This window comes from Pseudomonas sp. FP2300 (genome assembly GCF_030687595.1).
GTDB lineage: Bacteria > Pseudomonadota > Gammaproteobacteria > Pseudomonadales > Pseudomonadaceae > Aquipseudomonas > Aquipseudomonas bijieensis.
The window spans coordinates 3,457,709-3,477,519 of sequence record NZ_CP117440.1 but is presented as its reverse complement, the minus strand read 5'-3'; the positions used below and the strand labels follow the sequence as shown (position 1 = coordinate 3,477,519).

General features: G+C 56.0%; 19 protein-coding genes. 6 read left to right on the top strand and 13 right to left on the bottom strand.

Going from position 1 to position 19,811, the window contains the following annotated elements:
- Positions 1–83: 83 nt before the first annotated feature.
- The 4 genes from PSH86_RS15525 to thrC all read right to left on the bottom strand — a co-directional run bounded on the left by PSH86_RS15525 (position 84) and on the right by thrC (position 4,527).
- Positions 84–1,502: an aldehyde dehydrogenase family protein gene (locus PSH86_RS15525; RefSeq protein WP_305483677.1), complete on the bottom strand. Its 1,419-nt coding sequence runs from the start codon at positions 1,500–1,502 to the stop codon at positions 84–86.
- A 2-nt stretch (positions 1,503–1,504) separates the two neighbouring features.
- Positions 1,505–2,554, bottom strand: a complete 1,050-nt coding sequence (locus PSH86_RS15520; protein ID WP_305483676.1) for a homoserine dehydrogenase — start codon at positions 2,552–2,554, stop codon at positions 1,505–1,507.
- A gap of 117 nt (positions 2,555–2,671) precedes the next feature.
- Positions 2,672–3,109: an Lrp/AsnC family transcriptional regulator gene (locus tag PSH86_RS15515; protein ID WP_305483675.1), complete on the bottom strand. Its 438-nt coding sequence runs from the start codon at positions 3,107–3,109 to the stop codon at positions 2,672–2,674.
- Between the two features lie 14 nt (positions 3,110–3,123).
- Positions 3,124–4,527, bottom strand: a complete 1,404-nt coding sequence (thrC, locus tag PSH86_RS15510; RefSeq protein WP_305483674.1) for a threonine synthase — start codon at positions 4,525–4,527, stop codon at positions 3,124–3,126.
- A gap of 237 nt (positions 4,528–4,764) precedes the next feature.
- Between thrC and PSH86_RS15505 the strand changes: the two genes are divergently transcribed.
- The gene (locus PSH86_RS15505; RefSeq protein WP_305483673.1) at positions 4,765–5,247 is read left to right on the top strand and encodes a DinB family protein; all 483 of its coding nucleotides are present in this window, start codon (positions 4,765–4,767) and stop codon (positions 5,245–5,247) included.
- 55 nt (positions 5,248–5,302) lie between these two features.
- Here the strand turns inward: PSH86_RS15505 and PSH86_RS15500 are convergent, their stop codons facing one another.
- Together PSH86_RS15500 and PSH86_RS15495 are read right to left on the bottom strand one after the other, a co-directional pair.
- A complete protein-coding gene (locus PSH86_RS15500; protein WP_305483672.1) occupies positions 5,303–6,196 on the bottom strand; it encodes a dihydrodipicolinate synthase family protein in 894 nt (297 codons plus the stop codon).
- Between the two features lie 29 nt (positions 6,197–6,225).
- Positions 6,226–6,921, bottom strand: a complete 696-nt coding sequence (locus tag PSH86_RS15495; RefSeq protein ID WP_305483671.1) for a B3/4 domain-containing protein — start codon at positions 6,919–6,921, stop codon at positions 6,226–6,228.
- A 161-nt stretch (positions 6,922–7,082) separates the two neighbouring features.
- Here PSH86_RS15495 and PSH86_RS15490 point away from each other — a divergent pair, with 161 nt between their 5' ends.
- Positions 7,083–7,685, top strand: a complete 603-nt coding sequence (locus tag PSH86_RS15490) for a helix-turn-helix domain-containing protein (RefSeq protein WP_305483670.1) — start codon at positions 7,083–7,085, stop codon at positions 7,683–7,685.
- Positions 7,686–7,996: 311 nt separating this feature from the next.
- Here the strand turns inward: PSH86_RS15490 and PSH86_RS15485 are convergent, their stop codons facing one another.
- From PSH86_RS15485 to PSH86_RS15470, 4 genes are all read right to left on the bottom strand, one after another.
- Positions 7,997–8,389, bottom strand: coding sequence for a RidA family protein (locus tag PSH86_RS15485; protein ID WP_116834222.1), 393 nt, complete (start codon positions 8,387–8,389; stop codon positions 7,997–7,999).
- A gap of 1,134 nt (positions 8,390–9,523) precedes the next feature.
- Positions 9,524–10,294: a molybdopterin-dependent oxidoreductase gene (locus PSH86_RS15480; RefSeq protein ID WP_109755475.1), complete on the bottom strand. Its 771-nt coding sequence runs from the start codon at positions 10,292–10,294 to the stop codon at positions 9,524–9,526.
- Positions 10,287–10,931: a cytochrome b/b6 domain-containing protein gene (locus PSH86_RS15475; protein ID WP_370873677.1), complete on the bottom strand. Its 645-nt coding sequence runs from the start codon at positions 10,929–10,931 to the stop codon at positions 10,287–10,289. Before PSH86_RS15475 ends, PSH86_RS15480 begins: the two co-directional genes overlap by 8 nt.
- 50 nt (positions 10,932–10,981) lie before the next feature.
- A complete protein-coding gene (locus PSH86_RS15470; protein ID WP_109755454.1) occupies positions 10,982–11,593 on the bottom strand; it encodes a hypothetical protein in 612 nt (203 codons plus the stop codon).
- A 215-nt stretch (positions 11,594–11,808) separates the two neighbouring features.
- Here PSH86_RS15470 and PSH86_RS15465 point away from each other — a divergent pair, with 215 nt between their 5' ends.
- Together PSH86_RS15465 and PSH86_RS15460 are read left to right on the top strand one after the other, a co-directional pair.
- Positions 11,809–12,504 carry a heavy metal response regulator transcription factor gene (locus PSH86_RS15465; protein ID WP_109755453.1) on the top strand — a complete coding sequence of 232 codons (696 nt, stop codon included), beginning with the start codon at positions 11,809–11,811 and terminating at the stop codon, positions 12,502–12,504.
- Positions 12,477–13,871, top strand: a complete 1,395-nt coding sequence (locus PSH86_RS15460) for a heavy metal sensor histidine kinase (RefSeq protein ID WP_109755452.1) — start codon at positions 12,477–12,479, stop codon at positions 13,869–13,871. Before PSH86_RS15465 ends, PSH86_RS15460 begins: the two co-directional genes overlap by 28 nt.
- A gap of 58 nt (positions 13,872–13,929) precedes the next feature.
- Here the strand turns inward: PSH86_RS15460 and PSH86_RS15455 are convergent, their stop codons facing one another.
- The gene (locus PSH86_RS15455) at positions 13,930–14,436 is read right to left on the bottom strand and encodes a nuclear transport factor 2 family protein (RefSeq protein WP_305483668.1); all 507 of its coding nucleotides are present in this window, start codon (positions 14,434–14,436) and stop codon (positions 13,930–13,932) included.
- A 79-nt stretch (positions 14,437–14,515) separates the two neighbouring features.
- Positions 14,516–15,274, bottom strand: coding sequence for an SDR family oxidoreductase (locus PSH86_RS15450; RefSeq protein WP_109755474.1), 759 nt, complete (start codon positions 15,272–15,274; stop codon positions 14,516–14,518).
- Between the two features lie 222 nt (positions 15,275–15,496).
- On the opposite strand from PSH86_RS15450, the gene PSH86_RS15445 reads away from it, so the two are divergent.
- Positions 15,497–16,954 (top strand): MFS transporter, encoded by a 1,458-nt coding sequence (locus PSH86_RS15445; protein WP_305483667.1) that lies wholly within the window; start codon positions 15,497–15,499, stop codon positions 16,952–16,954.
- Position 16,955: 1 nt separating this feature from the next.
- Here PSH86_RS15445 and PSH86_RS15440 read toward each other — a convergent pair whose 3' ends face one another.
- On the bottom strand, positions 16,956–17,816 hold the full coding sequence (locus PSH86_RS15440; protein ID WP_305483666.1) for a LysR family transcriptional regulator: 861 nt from the start codon (positions 17,814–17,816) through the stop codon (positions 16,956–16,958).
- 118 nt (positions 17,817–17,934) lie between these two features.
- On the opposite strand from PSH86_RS15440, the gene PSH86_RS15435 reads away from it, so the two are divergent.
- A complete protein-coding gene (locus tag PSH86_RS15435; protein ID WP_305483665.1) occupies positions 17,935–19,797 on the top strand; it encodes an NAD(P)-binding domain-containing protein in 1,863 nt (620 codons plus the stop codon).
- Positions 19,798–19,811: the final 14 nt, after the last annotated feature.

Sequence of the window (19,811 nt, the reverse complement as noted above, 5' to 3'; positions counted from 1 at the left end):
AATGTCGAAAGGTTGTGCTTATCGGGGCGCATGTCGATTCCTCTTTATTGTTGTGTAATTCATTCTTGAGTTGAGCGAGTTGTTCAGCTTCCACCCACACCGTTAATGCAAACGACCTTGGGCTGCGTCATATCTTCGTAAGCGAAACGTACGCCCTCACGACCCATGCTCCCGTACTTGAAACCGCCGAAAGGCATGGCATCAAAGCGATAGTCGGAAGAGTCATTGATCATCACCCCACCCGCCTCCAGTCGTTTAGCCGCCGTCATTGCAGCCTTCAGATTGCTGGTGAAGATTCCGGCATGCAGGCTGTATTCAGGCTCGTTAGCCAGCGCCAATGCTTCATCCAGGGACGCGACGCTCTGGAGGATGACCACCGGGCTGAACACTTCTTCGCACCACAACTTGCAATGGCGGTCTACGCCTTCCAGCACGGTAGGTGAATAGAGCGAGCCGTTACGTGTGTTGCCAAACAACAAGGTGGCGCCTTTGGCAATGGCGTCATTGACCACCTCCTCGGTACGCTTGGCTGACGCCTCGGTAATCATCGGCCCTACGTCCGTCTGCTCATCAGCAGGGTTGCCGACGATCAACTTGCGGGTCAGTTCAACAAAGCGCGTTTTGAAGGCTTCGTAGAGTGAAGCCTCGATGAGGATCCGTTGAGTACCGATGCAGTTTTGTCCAGCCGCCCAGAAAGCCCCCGACACGCATGAATCAACGGTTTCATCCAAATCACAATCAGCCATCACGATGACCGGAGCATTGCCGCCAAGGTCCATCGCCAGCTTCTTGAGGCCAGCTGTGCGAGCGATCTGCTCACCGGTGACAAAGCCGCCCGTGAACGACACCATGCGCACAGCACGGTGAGCAACCAAGGCCTTGCCCAATGCGGCGCCCCCTGTGGCGACAGTGACGACAACCGGAGGCAGGCCCGCATCGATCAAGCACTCCACCAGCTTGATCGCGGATAACGGTGTGAGCTCAGACGGTTTGAGAACGACCGCATTTCCCCCTGCAATGGCAGGTCCCAATTTATGCGCGACCAGATTAAGCGGGTCGTTGTAAGGGGTGATGGCGACGATGACACCCAACGGTTCACGGGTGAACCAGCCCTGACGGGATTCAGACCCGACATAAGCATCAAAAGGGATGACTTCACCGGCATTACGCTTGGCTTCTTCGGCAGACAACTTCAAGGTGTTGACGCAGCGCAACACCTCCTTTCGCGCCTGCTTCAGCGTTTTCCCCGACTCCGCGACGATCAGTTTGGCAAAGGAGTCCTTGTCACGCTCGACTGAGCTTGCGGCTTTTTCCAAGATACGCGCGCGTTCATGTCGTGGCAGATCCTTGGCAATCAAAGCTCCCGAAATAGCCGTGTCGACTATCGTGGTGGCTGAGGATGCAGGGATGTCTGCCACTTCACCCACCTTGCTGCCGTCAAACGGGCTGAGCACCTTAATGGCCTTATAATCAGCAGCGAGCGAGAGACTCAAGCTATTCATGATTATTTACCTGATGTGGTTTTGTGGTTGTGGATGCTCACGATATCGGCGAGCAATGCAAAGGCGGTTTCAAAACGACCTGCTCCTGCCCCCACCACGGTGACGGGACCGAGAATGGCGGTGTTGAAGGTGATTGCATTGGTGGCTCCGCTCACGGCTGAGAGCGCGTCACTCGATGGCAATAACTGTGGGCTCACCGAGGCCGAAATCGCGCCATCGCTCCGTTTCTCTGCACTGCCAATCAGCTTCCAACGGGCATTTGCTTTCGTCGCCTCGGCAATATCCGTGGCCGTGATTTCAGAAATCCCTTTGCACAGGACGTCGCTTGGCTTGAGTTTCGCGCCCAGCAGTTCATTGGCGAGGATGACGACCTTCAAGCGCACATCGTGCCCTTCTACATCCGCGGTTGGGTCAGCTTCGGCATACCCCAACTCCTGGGCTTTTGCGACAGCACTGGAGAAGTCCAACCCCGTCTCCATGCTGGAAAGGACAAAGTTTGACGTGCCGTTGAGAATCCCCTTGAAGCCGATGATTTCCGAGCCCGCCAGTGACTCCTTGGCCAAACGGATAACCGGGGTCCCGCTCATGACGGAACCTTCGAATTCAAAGCGGGCGCCGGTGCTATCGGCCAGCGTCTTCAAGCTTTGTGCATGCAGTGCCACGGGGCCTTTGTTGGTGGTGACGACACTGACGCCCTCTTCCAGCGCCCAGCGGCAGAAGGTCGTAGCCGGTTCACCATCCACAGGATTGGTGAAGGTTGCCTCAGCCACAATATCGGCGCCAGAGAAGCGGATAACGGTTTCGTTCGCCGGCTCAGCACTGCCGCCGGGTAGCGTCCTGAAGCCTCCTTTAGCTGCAGGCACTGCTGCCAATTCACGAGCGTCCAGGCCGTGCTTGTTAATGATGGAGCCGAGGTAAAGATCACTGACACCGACGATCTTCAAGGTAAAACCTAACTCATCGGCCCAGCGCGAATTCTTATCGGCAATAAGCTGGGCCAGCGCACGGTTAACGCCACCAAAACCAAGCAACGCTATTTTGTATTCAGTCACGACAGGATTCTCATTGTTATGTTGTGGTGCTGAGATAGTAAGCCGACAACTTAACTTTACGAATATGGCAAACAGAACGTTGTTGCGAGCAAAATGCTCGCACAACGGTACAACTTGCTATTTTGTGCTCGACAGAACAAAAGACGTTACGGTATTCAGGACTCCCGGCAGCGCCGAGATCTCACTCCATACCCTGTGGATACGATCTGCATTCATCGCCTGAACCGTCAGTACAATATCGAGGTCGCCACTCATCACATTGCAGGAAATGACTTCAGGCATTGCAGCAACGGAGCGAACAACTTCTGAATCTCGCATACGATCCTGACGATACACGAAAATCAATGCATTAATGGGTCCTGCATCGGCTGAGGGCATACCTTTAATAATTGTGTAGCCTCGGACATGACCATCGCGCTCCAATCGCTCAATCCGCAGCCTGACTGCGTTCCTGGACAAATTAACTTTTAGAGCAATATCGTTATGAGCTAACCGTGCATTTCGAGTAAGCTCCTCCAGAATTTTTTCATCAACTTTATCTAGAACACGTTTCATCTCTGGCTCCGAACTTATAACGAGTGAGACTCCGTGTCTTTGGATAAGGCCCTGACCAGCGAGATCAGCGACCTGATGTCGTTAGGAATTGAAGTACAGTTTTGTTCGGCGACTGCAGGAGCACCGCCTGTATTTAGGTGGCCGCCAATCTCCGACTTATGGGTTGCAGTGCCAACCTTCGACGGATGTGTGGTTGCCAGGCAAATCATGGGGATCATCAAGCTGCGCCTGCTTACACGTGCAGCGCGCAAGCCGATAGCGGTATTAGGACTGACGAGATATCCACTCTGTGCAAAGACCTCATGAATACAACTGAATGCGTCCGCATCGTCCACAGCCAGTGAGTCAAATAATTTGCGTGCCTCCAACCATTCATCCTGCGCTAACTGAATAGTGCCCTCGCCTTCTAGCAGCTGCATGTTACGAGCTACTTTTTCTCCGCATCGATTTAAGATACTCCACTGTATGCGCTCAAAATTAGAGGCCAGTGAAACATTCATAGTGGGGATTTTGGTAGCGCGAATCTCATTTCGACTGTACAGATTTGATTGGAGAAAGTTATGCAGTCCGGCGTTAGCATTCGTGGCAACGATAAGCTGTCGAATGGGCAGCCCCATTTGCTTGGCAATATAACCAGCGTACAGGGCACCAAAATTTCCAGTCGGCACACTGAAAGCAACCTCTCTTTTAGGCGCGCCGAGCTGAAGAGCAGAATAGAAATAGAAGGACAGGTGCGCAAGCACGCGAACCCAATGCACTGAGTTGAACGAAATAACGTGCTGCTGCGCATCATTATTTTGCTTCAGGAACTGCTCGCACAAACGATGGCAATCGGAATAATCTCCGTCGATCGCAATATTCATAACATTATCTTTGTGCGTACTCAGTAAGCGTCGGCGATCCTCCGCCGTTAACCCCGTGGAAGGATGCAGCACCAACAACGTAACGCCCTTAATTCCCGAAAATGCCTTTATTGCAGCAGCACCCGTATCTCCGCCTGTACAACCTACAATCAGCGCCTTCTTCCCAGACTTCTGCAAATCGTGATTGATAAAGCGAGACATCAATTGAAGGCCAACATCTTGATAGACGCCTGACGGCCCATGAAATAACTCAAGTATCCACTCGTTACTTGCGGTCTGGTACAGCGGGGTCACTGCGCTGCTTTTAAAACAATCAAAAGTCTCCTCAAGCATCCGAGACAGCAGATCCCGCTCAATCCACCCCCCCAGAAAGGGCTCGATTACGTAGCGAGCCAATTCATGGAAGGGCAACCATTCGAGCTTAGAGAGTTCCTCCTTTTTGAAGCGGGGAACCTTGTGCGGCACGTACAAGCCACCGTCAGGCGCGTACGCCCCCATCAGCACCTCGCTGAATTCGTACGTTCTACCAGGGGTCCGTGTGCTGACGTATTTCATGATCCAAGACACCCTCAAGCCATTTCCGAGTGGGCCACCTGCAAGCTGGGGCTTCGCCGGAATTCAATGCGGTAGCGTTAATCGCCTTTGATCCAGCTTCACGCCAACGACCATAAAAGTCAATATATCGACTATCATATCTCACCAACGGTATTCCGTTCTGTTACACGAAAAACCCTTTGTCCCAGCTCATGGGATGTGCCAAGGCCAAAAATGCTTAGAAAATGGGAGAACACCATGTGTGCCAAGAACCTGTTGCACTCGCTTTATCAGTACAAGGCATGGTCGGAGGATGTGTTATTCAGGTGCTTGAAAGCGCCCATTGCACAGTCCTTCCCTGTGGAAATGGAGAAAGCCTGTTATTGGCTCAGGCACATCAATATCGTGGACCAACTGTTCATCGCCAGACTGCAGGGAAAACCGGAGGAATTTGACGACGTCGTCACTGAGCAGCGGCAAGACATTCATCAGTTGAAAGAGTCTTTCACAAAGGCAAATCAATGGTTTGTCGACTACACAAAGTCAGCCACTGCAACGGAGCTGTCTGAACCAGTGATATTTATCTTCAAGGACGGCAAACCCGGCAACATGACCAAGGAGCAAATCCTTGCTCATGTGCTTTCTCATGGCTTGCAGCATCGAGGAAGTGTTGCGACGATCCTGCCTAGGGAAATCCTGGAGGGACACCAGGATCATTTCACGACGTTTTTGAAACTGTGAGCAGTGAGATTTCTGCCTCCTCAACCCTGATGAGGCAAAATGCTCCCCGCAATGCTCAGCTCAATTCAAGCGCATCTATCACTGCTGCGATGTGCTCGCGCCCTTCCCCTGCTATGGTTCTGAGGGGCAAAGGTAAACTCGGAGACTGAGTAAACCCGCGCAGCTCCGCCACTGTGGCTATCACACGAAAACTACCGCCAAATTGGCTGAATAAAGCCCAGAGCGGCTTTAAGGATTCGGATAGCCGCGTGGCTTCGAAGACGTCACCTGACAATGCTGCTCGCGTGATAGCGAGCGCTGTATTGGGGAACAAACCGCCCATGACCGAATACCAGGCATCGCAACCGGCATTCATTCCAACAGCAGCAAACGCATCGCCGCTTATTCCGATAGTCACATGACTCGGAATCAATTTCCGTAGGCGCTCCACACGCTCCCTGGCCAGGTGCGGCGCCTCGGGGATGCCAGGGATTTTGATTGAGCTGACATTGGGTAGCTCTGCAATACGCCCGTGCAACTCATCGGTAAATTCGAAATGGGTGGTTCCCGGATTGTCATAGACACATAGCGGGATTGAGACGTTGGCCGAAACCGTTTCGTACATCGAAAAAACATCGTCCTGAGTCAATTTTTGATATGACACGGGTGGCAGCAACAAGGCTTGGACACCCACGGCTTGCGCGTCCTCAGCCAACAGCAATACGTCGCGTGTACGCAGCGCGCCGATACTCACCATCACGGGCACTCTCTCCGCCGCCTCTACCGCCAACTGCGCAACTCGAGAACGTTCGGCTCGAGAAAGATACGCATAACTTCCGGTGGATCCGAGCGCCCCGATGGAATCTACTTTCGCCGTCACCAGTTGCTGCACTAGACGGGTAAAAGCGCTTTCGTCCACACCATGTTCGTTAATAGGTGTCAAAGGAAATGCACTAAGACCGGTAAACATCGTCATCACTCCTCGCAGTGGTCTGTCGACTATTTGGCCCCAGGACCAATCAGTGAGCTTTCGACCTGGACGCCGGGCATCATTTGCTGCAACCCTTCGATCAGCTTGTCCCCCGCTTCCGTCAAAGCTTCAAGCGGCATCGCTGGCAGACTCTCCAGAATGAACCACATGCTCTTCGCGTCAGCACCGAGACGAGTCCTGACACCTTGCCGCCAATTCCAACGACGACAGGTCACGCCTTGGTCATCGCGCCAGACAACCTCGCCGGCATCCGGATACTCGAAAGCAGGAGCACCCTCTTTCATGGTGTCAAAAGGCTCGGTGCCATCGGCGACTACCAGCCGTGGGAAGCCTGCATAGGCTCCAATGTTTTCCCCGCCAACCGGGATGGCGTACTCAATGCTAATTGCGTTGTAGAGATCGACGATGGGATCCAGGCTAGGCAAGCTGCCGTCACGTAAAACTCGTTTGCGCAGCGCCTCGGCTGAGCACGGCGTGCGCTGCGGCTTGGCCCCAAACTTTCGGAATGTCTCAGCCCATGCGGCCAAATGGGCGTCTCCCCAGCTTGGCCCACCCTCCTGCACAACCTTGCAAGCACGGTCCAGCGCAGCCTGAGCCACCTCAGGATGGGCCAGTGGCGCAGCTTCCAGCACAATGCTCAGGGCCCTGAACTCCGGGGCCAATTCTGCAACGGCTTGATCGATCAACGGCAGTACGGACAGCATCAAAAACCTCCAGGAATCCAAATGTCATTTCATGCTAGTCAGCGACGACCAATAAAGTCAATATAATGACCAATATCATCTACTATAACGCGTGAGCAGATTGACGGGCGGATTGGTAAAGGCCGAGAATCCCCACACATTTTTTCTCATGACCCTCATCAATGACCACGAATACCAGCCTGTCGACTACCCCTGGTGCTGATGCTCAAGCCGTCAGCCTGGCCGTCGCGCGCACGCTCAAACAGGCGCGCAAAGCACAGAAGATCACGTTGGATGAGCTTTCCCGCCGCTCAGGGGTGAGCAAAGGAATGGTCGTCGAAATAGAAAAATGTACGGCGAACCCCAGTATCGGCATCCTTTGCAAAATCGCAGCCGCGCTGGGCCTGTCCGTTGCAGACATCGTTAATGTGACCGAAGCCCCATCTGCCCATATCATTGATAGTCAAGACATCCCCACTCTCTGGACCGGGGATCTGGGAGGAACGGCGCGACTTCTGGCGGGAACTTCCGGCCCCAATATGATCGAGCTGTGGCGCTGGGAAATGCATCCAGGCGAATCTTTCGCTTCACCGGGGCACCCTCAGGGCACGCTTGAACTGTTTCATGTGGAGAAAGGCACGCTGAAATGCGTGGTAGGGGAAACAGAGCTAGTCATCCCTGCGGGGAGCTCGGCAGTGGCCAAAACCGATGTACCTCATTTCTATTCCAACGCCGGCAGATCCAAGTTGGTGTTCACCATGTCCGTGACGGAAATGCATCAGTAGATACCCGGTGGACTGGCAGCCAGCGGGCATTCTGTATGACGGGCGAACCAGCCAATTTCAAAAGGGCTGTGCCACCGAAAGCCATCAAGTCCCACGCGGGATCACTGCCAGGGCGCGCGCTCGCAATTGCTCGTGCATCACATGCGACTGGGGGCAAAAATGGGGGCACAACGCACTTTTTTGACCTGAAACTACCGTTATAGAGCCCAGTCAAAATGTTCTTCGGGGACCTGACAGTCTCTAGGTTTCGCCGAGCGGGCTGTTCACCTGATCATTCCAAGATTTGTATATTCAGGTGCCCATCAGAAAAATTATCGCTCTACGGCGACGCATTTGATCTCCACGAGAAGGCCGGGGCGAGCCAGTTCACCGACACCTATGCATGTCCATGCACAAGTGCCCCTGGGAAAGACTTCATCTTTCACGCGTCTAAAAATGGGCATATGGCGGTGCATATCGACGTGATAAGTTGTCATTTCGACGACATCTTCAAATTCGCAGCCACCGGCTTTCAAGACAAGCCGAAGATTGTCCCATGCTGCCAAAAACTGCTGCTCGGGGTCTTCGATAACTGATAATTCCGGCGTCCGGCCTACCTGACCAGCGCAATAAAGAGTTTTTCCTACCTTTACAGCTGGTGCATAACCAGCATGCTCGTAGAGCAATCTCATGCTATCTGGAACAATAATCTGACGATCAGTCATGGTTGTGGGGCCCAAAATATAAACGGATACGAAAGCTGACCCAGGCGCCAGAGCGGCGTCCACTCGGGTCACGCCTCATTAATCAATCAAATCCGGCAGGTATTAGGCGGACGCTTACGCGGAATCTGAACGGTTCAACGAGCCTCCTGCTTCCTTCGATGGGTAGGGTAATCAAAGGCCCACCGAAATCGCCGCAGCTGCATTCCCCGTAGAAATCCTAGCCTGTGGCGAAAGAGCTATCGAGAGCCGTCTGTTTCCCCCCTTCCTCTGAATCTGACTGGTCGAAAAGATGGCTCTCGGCTGAAGAGGGCTTGCGACGGCGCAAAATCCGAATATTGGGCGATCGTAGTGGCGCTCGAACAATCTCAATCGGTATCCAGGTGAGGGTTATCGCGGACAGAGCCACTGCAATTGCGAATGCATTCAGCCCCCCTCCGCAGATAACGTCAGAGGAGAGTTCGCTTTCTTCGCCACCAGAAGTACACACGGCCCGGTCATCAAAAGACTTCAAGTAGAGCGGCCTACCCTCCTCATTTAGGCAACTCTGTTGGATAACTCCACTGGTAGCCAAAACGCCTCGAACGGGGAAGTTGAAGCCCGTAGTATCCAGGCTACCGGCTCGCGTACCTGGCACTGTGCGACCTGGTTTGCTCGGAGCGCTCTGCGTACGCTTGCGCCATGCCAACATTTGAAGCATTGCCTCCATCTCCGGTCGGCGTGACACGTTCATGGTCGAGTCAGATAACACCTGTGCGCTTGTTGTATCCGGCTGCTGCACATGTGACCTGGACTGAGCCTGCAAGTGGGAGCGGAAATCGGCTCCATCGGTAGGAACTCGCATTTTGCTTTCTGAAGTAGGCAACACGGTTGGAGCTGGCGGTATCGCAGAAATACCGGTCATAAGAGCACCTCATACCAGAGCTGATGTCATCACTCACTCCGATGCTCCTGGCGTTGCTATGCACTACCAGGACGGAACGGCGCTACCCGACCTGCCTGCCCCATGGGGGCAAGAGTGGCTAGTAGCGCGGGTGAGATGGGGAGTTAACGCGCATCCAAGAGAAAACTGATTCGGCCGTAAGCGTCAGGAGCAGTTTCTGCATCGAATGTCTATTGTTTAGGTTTTTTGCCTCATCAGATCCCACTGAACCAGTTGTATCCCTGGTCTTCCCAATACCCGCCCGGGTTGTCGTTGCTCACGAAAATCTCGACAACATGCTTGGGGTTTTTGAAGCCTAACTTGGTGGGTACTCGAACCCTGAGCGGGTAGCCGTATTCGGGCGGCAACGCGACGTCAGCGTAATCCAGCGCCAGCAGTGTTTGTGGGTGCAAGGCAGTTGGCATGTCCAGACTGGAGTAATAACGATCAGCACATTTGAAACCGACAAACTTCGCTGTGGTGTCGGCCCCGATGTGTTCCAGGAAGGTTTTGAGCGGTACTCCTCCCCATTGCCCGATGGCGCTCCAGCCTTCAACACAGATCAAACGGGTGATATCGCTACGTTGCGGCAGTTTGCGTAAGCTTTCGAGTGTCCAGGGGGCCTTGTCCCTGATCCGGCCGGAGACGGCGAGCGAGTAACTTGCCAAGTCCACCTCTGGGATGTCGTCCTGACCATAGAATGCGTTGAACGGAAATGGCGTGGTGATCTGCGCCCTTGTGAAGGTTGGCGCCAGTTTCCGTCCGCTGAACAGCCAGGCCTGGACCCGATCGTTCCAGCGCGACATGGCCCAAAGGACCTTGTCGACCTGATCGCCGTCCTGCAGGTTGCAACCGGTCAGCATCGACATCGCGCCCACGGTCAAGCCGGCACGAAGAAAATGGCGGCGCTGAATGTTCTCAAGTTCAAGCTGTTGCACAGGTTCAAGCCTGACGCGCTGAAGAGTTTTTTTTCTGGGTTCAGTCATGGCCATTTTTCCCGGTATCAAGAGACCGCACTCCACCCGTAATCATTGGCAGCAGGGTTTTCGGTACCAAAATCACCAAGGCCAGATGAATCACGACGAATGCAGCAATCATCGCCATCGCCCCGAAATGTACATAACGAGCAACGTCATAGCCGCCCAGCAGCGCGACCAACTCTTGCAGTTGAATGGGTTTCCAGATCGCCACGCCCGAGATCACGACGAGTGCGCCTGCCGCCAGCACCATCCAGTACATCAGGCGCTGCACCGCGTTATAGACGCCCTTTTCATGCACCAGCCGTAAGCGCAAAGCGTCCGTCAAATCATGCTTCAACGCGGCTAGCCCGATGGGCAGCAACTCACGTTTGAAATGCCGACTGGCGAACCCGTACAGCAGATAAATTGAGCCGTTGATCAGCAGCAGCCACATGAATGCGAAATGCCAGGCCAGCGCCCCGCCCAACCAACCGCCCACGGTCACCGCTGCCGGAAACCTGAAGCCGAACAGCGGCGAGGCGTTGTAAATGGCCCAACCGCTCATGAACATGCAGACCATGCAAACGGCGTTGAGCCAGTGGGTAAGGCGAACCGGCCAGGGATGAAGCTTTTTCTGTCTCACGTGTTTCCCCTTGGAAGCCATCCATGTAGCGGAGCGTTGCCAGACGACAGCGCCCCTGCCTTTTCAGGTAATTACATCGGTGGTTGGAAGCCATCCTTGCCAACCGCGATGCCGCGCGCGGTGGTTCCATCTGCGGCCGGGAACACGACAATTTTCGTACCTTTGACCAGTTCATCGGCTTTGCCTGGCTCGACGTAGGCGATTGGCACATCATCCGGTACGACGATTTGTTTCTCGCCGCCCTTGTAGTTGACGGTCAATGTGCGGCCGTCAGCTTTGGACAGTTTCCCCACGGTACCGTTGGTCATGGTGCCTGTGCTGCCATCCGCATTCTGCCAGCCGTAATGACCTTCGCCGCTGCCCTTGAGGCTGGCGTCGAATACCGTGACCTCCAGCGCCTTCAATGTTCCGTTTGCCTGCGGGATGGCCGCCGAGCCAATGAAGCTGTCGGATTTGATCGAGTCGATATTGGCCTTCGATACCCGGTTGATACCGGTCTTGTCTGTCAGTCCGATCGTCTGCTGGGCGCCGGAGCGGACAGTGAATGTCAGCGTGTTGTTGCTGACGCTCTCCACCGTACCGCGCAACGGTTTGATGACCGGCATGTCGGCCGCGGTGGCAATGACGGCAGCACTGAGCATCAACAAACCGAATGTGGTAGACAGGGCGTGTTTGAGTTGCATGGCGACGATTCCTCATGGGTTGATGTGCCGCCATCCTCGACCGCAGACCGGGACGTCACGATGACCGCCGAATGACATTTTTGTCATTCGCCAACCCTGCCCTTGAATGACAGAAATGTAACCGACTGCGCCGGCTCATCTCGTTACACTGCACAGCCGAGATACCGATGTCGCGGGCTGAATCCCGTCATGAAGAGACCCGAGCGCGCCTCACGATGCATATCCTGCTGATCGAAGATGACACCAAAACAGGTGAGTACCTCAAAAAGGGGCTCGGCGAGTCCGGTTACAACGTCGACTGGACCCAGCATGGTGCCGACGGCCTGCACATGGCCTTGCATACGCGCTACGACCTGATCGTGCTGGACGTCATGTTGCCCGGGATTGACGGGTTTCAGATCATTGAGCTCTTGCGCGCCAGACAAGACGTCCCCGTGCTGTTCCTCACCGCTCGCGACCAGTTGCATGACCGCATTCGCGGTCTGGAACTGGGCGCCGATGATTACCTGGTCAAACCTTTTTCGTTTACCGAACTGCTGTTACGCATCCGCACCATTTTGCGTCGCGGTGTAGTGCGCGAAGCCGACCATTTCCACCTCGCCGACCTGGAGCTGGACCTGGTGCGGCGCCGCGTTACACGCCAACAGCAGGTGATTGTGCTGACCAACAAGGAATTCGCCCTGCTGCATCTGTTTCTGCGTCGGGCAGGCGATGTGCTGTCCAGGACACAGATCGCTTCGGAAGTCTGGGACATGAATTTCGACAGCGATACCAACGTGGTGGACGTAGCGGTCAAGCGTCTGCGCAACAAAGTCGACCAGCCGTATTCGATCAAACTGATCCATACCATTCGTGGTATCGGCTATGTCTGCGAGGTGAGGCCATGCGGTCCCGACGCCAACCCTCTCTGACCCTGCGATCGACCGTGGCGTTTTCCATGGTAGCGATGCTGGCCGTGGCCGGTGCGGGTGCTTATCTGTATCAGACGATGAAAGCCTCGGTATTGGTATACAGCGATCATGCGGTCATGGGCCGTCTGGAGCACTTTCGCAAGCTGCTGCATTACGAGCTCGCCATCGAAAAGCTGCGCGACAGCCCGCAGATTTTCAAGAACATGCTCGACAGCGAAGACGACATCTTCATCATTGAAGAGCCGGGGCAGCCACCGGTAATCCAGGTCAACCCACTCAACGTCACGCTGCCTGAACTGCCGGTGATCGGCCAGGATACAAAGCTGAGCGTCAGTGACCTGCGCAGCGGCGTGACTGACTCGGGGACAATGCTGCGCGCCGCGACCGTCGTCACGACGTCGGGTGGACGTGAAGTCCGACTGACCGCCGCGCACCTCATGGGCAAGGAAATGGCTATGCTCGCGGCGTATCGCGAGCGTATCTACCTGGCCGTTGCCCTGGCCTTTCTGGCAACCGCGTTGCTGGGTTACCTGGTACTGCGTCGAGGGCTGCGCCCGTTGCGCAAAATGGCCGCCCATGCGGCAGCCATAACGCCCGAGCGTCTGCACAGCCGCATGGACAGCGCCGATACGCCGGTTGAACTGCAACAGCTGAGTGACGCCTATAACGCGATGCTCGATCGCCTTGCCCAGGGTTATCAGCGGTTGACGCAGTTTTCCGCCGACCTTGCCCATGAAATCCGCACGCCGGTGGGATCGCTGATGGGGCATTGCCAGGTCGCCCTTCGCCAACGCCGCAGCGAGGATGACTATCAGGCACTGATCGCTTCGAACCTTGAAGAGCTCGAACGGATCTCGCGCATCGTCGAAAGCATTCTGTTCCTTGCGCGCGCCGATGAAGCGCAAGCAGTGGTGGAGCGCCAAAAGCTATCGCTGCATGACGAATCACAGCGCATTGCCGAATATTTTGAAGGCTTGGCCGAAGAGCGGCAAATGAGCTTCCAGATAACAGGCGATGGCAACGTGCTCGCCGACCCCTTGCTGCTGCGCAGAGCCTTGAGCAACCTGGTGGCAAACGCAATTCGCTACGCCTACGAAGGCACCGAGATTCTGATGCGGGTAATGGAAACCCACGGCGGTGCCCGGATTGAGGTGGAGAACCAAGGGCCTGTGTTGAGTGACGAAACCTTGGGCAAACTCTTCGACCGCTTTTACCGTGGCGATGCGTCTCGCCACCAAAACTCCGACTCTTACGGCCTTGGCCTCGCCATCGTCGTGGCAATCATGCAACTGCATGGGGGGCACGTGCGTGTCGAACAGCCGAAACCCGGAACTATCCGTTTTTCGCTGTCATTCCCTGCAGCTTGAACGACATCAGCGGGCAGCGTTTGTCGTTCGCGCCTTCACTGAACATCATGCAAGCACGTTATCCCTTTGAAAGCGTGCTCCGGCTCTGATGTTGCTCCACTGCGTACTTTTCATCACCCGATATGGGTACCCAATCTTTCAACGGTGTCAGGAAATGCAGTTCAAAACGACGTGACAAGAACGCCCATTTTCCGTCCCGACGTTCAAACCTGTCGTGGTACAACCCGCTGACTTGCACCGGGCCTTTTTCAATGTCATGGAACAGGCAATCCGCAGCTACCGTACCTACCGCGCTGTCACCCTCGATTTGGATCAGCGGATTGGCCATCCAGTGGTGCATATGTGGCATCTGGCGCCAGCTGTTTTGCGCCATAACCAGGATTTCGTCACGGTTTCCGGCCTGGCCGAAACCCGGTAGATCCAGTGTCGATTCTTCGTGCCAGATTGCGCTCAGGAGCGACGCGTCGACGCGGTCGAAGGCATTGGCGTAGGCGCTGATCAGCGACTCGATGGCGGCGCGACTTTCCAGGGCGTCCAATCGGGTGGTCAGTTCTTCAATGTTCATGATGAGGTTTCCTGCTGAGGCTTCGCAAAAGCGCTGAAAGCAACCCTCTGAGAGGGCTGCGCTACGGTTGAGCGAGTGTTCAGATCTGCGACAGGCCGCCGTCGACCATCAGTTCCACACCGTTGACATATTTCGCATCGGCGGATGCAAGGAACAGTGCCGACGAGGCGATTTCTTCAGGTTGGGCCATATACCCCAGCGGAGTGATCTGCTCGACATGCTGGCGCAGCGCGGCAATGTCGCTTTCGCTCATCTTCAAGCCGTTATCCATCAGAGGGGTGCGGGTGAAGCCAGGGCTCAGGACATTCGCTCGAATCTTGCGACCTTTCAGTTCGTTGGCCCAAGTTCTTGCGAAAGACCGCACCGCAGCCTTGGATGCGTTGTAGAGGCTCAGTCCTTCCATCCCATTGCTGGAGCAGATAGAAGCCGTCAGCACGATCGAAGCGCCATTTTTCAACAAAGGCATCAACGTCTGCACAGTAAAAAAGACGCCCTTCACGTTAATGTCGAACATGTTGAAGTAAGCCGCCTCGGTGGTCTCGCCCAGCGGATTTTTTTCGCAAATACCCGCGTTGGCAAACACTGAGTCCAACTGATCGTTGCGGGCCTCGATCGTCGCCTTGAGCTTATCCAGATCAGCCTGGCGCGCGACATCGGAAGTGACCGCGATCGCTCTATCGCCCAGCTTGGCCACCGCCGCTTCCAGCGTGGCTGCAGAACGCCCAGTGATGTAAACACGTCTGGCCCCCTCGGCAATCAAGCCCTGCGCAATCGCAAACCCGATCCCGGTGGATGCGCCGGTGACGACCGCAACCTGATTAGCGAATTTACCTGACATATCTGACTCCTCAGTCTCGGTTGTGTGGATCGACTGAAACCACAGTGCGGCCATTTTGAGAGGAGTCAGGAGCTGAGCGGCACTGCCATAAATGAACATTGGCCGTTCAATTATGTGAGGCGTAAGCGAAGGTTTGATCGTTTAGATTGGAGCCAGCTGATTCAGAGCATGACCCGCAATCGAGAATATTCTGGAACCGAATGGTTTCAGACAGGAGACCTTATGCCTCAGAAAAAAGTCGCCCCACCAGAACCGCGGCGCTGGCTGATGTTCGCCATCTTATTGGTCGGTGCGTTTTTACCGCCTCTGGATTTTTTCATCGTGAACGTGGCGCTGCCCTCGATTCAGCAATCGCTGGGCACGGCCTCATCCGCCGAACAGTTGATCATCTCCTCGTATGCGACGCTTTATGCCGTGACACTGATTACCGGCGGACGGCTTGGTGACATCTACGGTCGCATGAGAATGTTTTTCCTTGGCCTGGTTGGTTTCGCAGTTGCCTCACTGATCTGCGGCGTCGCCGAGTCACCTTGGGTGTTGATCGCCGGACGTTCGCTGCAAGGCGTGACGGCAGCCGTCATGGCGCCCCAGGCACTCGCTTCGGCGCAGGCTATATTTCCCGAGTCCGAAAAGCCCTTGGCGCTGAGTCTCTATGGCGCGGTCTTTGGACTGGCGTCGGTAGTCGGCCAGGCACTTGGCGGGATATTGATATCGCTCAACCTGATGGGCTTGGGGTGGCGGGCGATATTTCTGGTTAATTTGCCGATTGCGTTGCTGGTCATCCTGATCGCAATTCCCGTGGTCAGGGAAACCCGCGCACAACATACAAGCAAGCTGGATCTGGGCGGAACGGTACTGTCCATGGTGACGCTTGGGGCTCTGATCGTTCCATTGATCGAAGGGCGTGAGGCGGGCTGGCCTTTGTGGGCCTGGCTGTCGCTTGCGGCGGTGCCGCTGCTGGCCTGGCTGTTCTGGCACTACGAAGCCCGTTTGCACCAAGCGCAAGGCGCACCGTTGCTCAATCCCGCCGTACTGCGCACGCCTGGGCTGGGCCGGGCACTGCTCGTCGCCCTGACCTTTTACGCGATCGGCGTGTTTTTCTTGCTGTTTTCCATTTATTTACAGGGAGCGCTGCATACGAGCCCACTCAATGCAGGCCTCGTCTTCCTTCCTTTCGGCGCGGGATTTTTGCTGGGACCACTCTCCACCCCTCAATTCAGGCGTTTTCTGGGGGCATACGTCAATCCGGTCGGGATGGGACTTGAAGTGTTGGGATTCGTGCTCCTGGCCTGGCTCGTGGCGCACACACCGATGGCCGTCACGCCCCCTGCGCTGCCCCTCGCCGTCATCCTTTTTCTGATCGGTTTCGGACAAGGACTGGCCCTCCCGACATTGATGCGCATGATCACAGGACGCGTGGCGCCCGCGTATTCCGGCATGATTGCGGGCATTGCCAGTTCCACCCTGCAAATCAGCACGTCACTGAGCGTGGCGATAATAGGCGGCATTTTCTACACCCTTCTGGGCACGGATACAGACGCGGCGGCCATCACCCACGCCTTCACCGTTTCCATATTCTGCATCGCGGCATGCCTGGCCTTGGGCGCGGGATTCAGCCTTACCCTGGCGCGCCAACCTGCTGCGCAATTGCAAACGGCAGCCATGCGCCCGGCAGAGTGAGTCAACTGCCTTCCTGCGAGCCGATCATGCTCGAGGCAAGGTCGGCAAGGGCGCGAAGGCTGTCCATCCGCCGCATGTCCTGGTGATAACCCATCCATATGTCGCGACCCGGTGGCGGTTCATGCGGATCAATCAGCCGCAGCGCCGTTAAGTGGTCGCCCAGGACGCGGGGCAATACGGCGACACCCTGCCCTTGCGCGCACATTTGCGCCTGGACTGTGCGGCTGCTACTGGTGAACACAGTACGGGCCAGAGGGTAACGCTGCTGCAGCCACTGGACATCGGGATAATGAGATTGGGCAACACTCATGGTAATCAAACCAACCCCGTCGCCCTGTGGTGCGGGGTCAGGAGATCCGACGGCTGCGTATAACCCATAGCTCAGGGTAGTCAGCTTGCGGTGAACGATATCGGGTTCGGTGAAAGGCACGATCCGAAACGCGATGTCGGCGTCGCGACGAGCAAGGTCAAACAATCGATGCCCCGCGATGACCTCGGGCACGATCAGCGGATAACGTCGCCCCAGTTCGTTCAGGACCGGGGCCAGCACGTAACAGGCGAACCAGTCAGCGGAAGAAATGCGCAACACACCCTCTGGCTGTGCGCTGTCCCCCGCAAGGCGCCTTTCGATTGCCAACGCACTTTGCTCCATTTCCTGCGCCAGGCTGAGCAGCTTTTCTCCGCTGTCGGTCAGTACAAGACCTTGGGTGGTACGAAGAAAAATGGGCTGGCCACTGGACTGTTCAAGCACCTGCAAGCGCCGCCCCACGGTCGGATGGCTAACACCCAACTGCTTGGCGGCAGCGCCCAACGACCCGCTGCGGGCAATCGCGAGAAAGACCCGCACATCACTCCAGTCCATGCTTTACCCCGTACAAAAATGAACAGTGAGAGTGCAGCAATGGCACTGCCGTAGCAATCCCGGGCCCGACATACTTCTCCGCATACACCTTCGTCGAAACACCAACCGGGGACTGCAAATGAAGATTGGCTTTATCGGTGTGGGAAGCATGGCCAGAGCGATCATTCCGTTGCTCATCCGGGCCGGCCATCACGTATCGGCGTGGAACCGTAGTCACGCTGCGGCTATGGATCTGGAAGGAGTAAGCGTTCTCGAATCCCCGTCCTCGGCATTTCAGCAGGAGGTCGTCATCAACATGCTTGCCGATGATGCCGCCGTCAGGGAGGTGTTGCTATCCAGCGCAGCTCTGGAAAAAGCAGACAGGGCTTGCGTTCATATCGTGATGTCGACCTTGTCGCCTTCGCTCATGGTGGAGTTGCAGGGCGTGCATGATGCAATCGGCATTGAATTGATCGCGGCGCCAGTTTTCGGCGTGCCTGCCGTGGCGGCAAATGGCGAGTTGAATATCCTGGCGGCCGGATCGCAGGGAGCGATCTCGACGGTCCAACCGCTGTTTGACCTGCTCGGGAAAAAGACCTGGTACCTGGGCGATCAACCTGAACAGGCGTGTATCGCGAAGATCGCCGGCAACATGATGATCACTCAAGCCATCCAGTCGCTGGGCGAAGCAACCGAACTCGTTCAACGCCATGGTCTGAGCCCCTCGATTTTCGTCGCCCTCATGACCCAGACACTGTTCGCCTGCTCTACTTATCAGCGCTATGGGCAGAACATCGTGAACGAACGTTTTGAACCGGGTTTCAAACTGTCTCTTGGCCTCAAGGATATAAATCTGGCTATTGATGCGGCACGTCTCAAGAGCCTGGAATTGCCTGCAGCCGATGCCGCGCGATCGAAAATGACGTCGGCAGTAACCCGGGGATACGGGCTCAAGGACTGGTCGGTTTTCGCTACGCAGACAGTTATCCGATCAACCGATCACGCCCAGCAACCCTGGCGAACCGCACCGATAAAACGCTCGCGCCGTGGCAACTTCTGGGTGACCGGAGCCCGCGTTACCCATAACGGTAAAAGCTACCAAAAGGGGCCGATGTACGTAGCCTGGGAATCCCCTGAGCACATCACTCAGCCCTATCCCGTGGTGCTGGTGCACGGTGGCACGCTGCAAGGCACTGAATGGCTGGATACACCCGATGGTCGTCCGGGCTGGGCCCAGCGGTTCGTCGAAGCAGGCTTCGTAGTCTTTCGCGTCGACAGGCCCGGCCACGGGCGATCGCCGTATCACCCCGACATCATGGGGCCGGTGGGGCCAGCGTTCTCCTATGAGCGCGCCCGCGAAGTCTACTTTCCAGAGGGAGGTGGAGAAACGCAATGGCCGTTTGAGCCAGATGACGAAGCGGCGTTTGACGCCTTCATAGCAGCTTACGGCCCCATGCCGGCTGACCTTGCGGCCTCGCAGACCCTGGACGCGGATCGACTGGCCGAACTGCTCGACAGAATCGGCAAGGCCATCATCGTTACACATTCCGCTTCCGGGCCCAGTGGCTGGTTGGTCGCCGATCGTCGACCCGACCTGGTCGCAGGTATTGTGGCGGTGGAACCTATGGGGCCGGTATTTGGCCACACGCCGGGAATAGGCTGCCTCGACTGGGGCCTGACCGCCGCCCCTCTGACCTTTGATCCACCTCGCAAAACGCCGGAGCAAGTCCGCACAGCAGAACCATCAACCCTGAAAATCCCCGGATTGCAGGGTGTTCCGGTAGCGCTGTTGACAGGTGAGACATCAGCGTTTGCTTCTTACGCATCCAGCATCGTCCCTTTCCTGCGAAATGCGGGTGCCAACATTCAACACCTGGATCTACCGGCACTGGGCATCCACGGCAACGGCCACGGATTGATCTATGAACGCAATTCAGATTCGGCTTTCAAGGTAGTCGCGCAGTGGCTGGAAAAATCGTTGAGCATGCCCGATCCCGCGTAGAGCGCCTGGTCAGG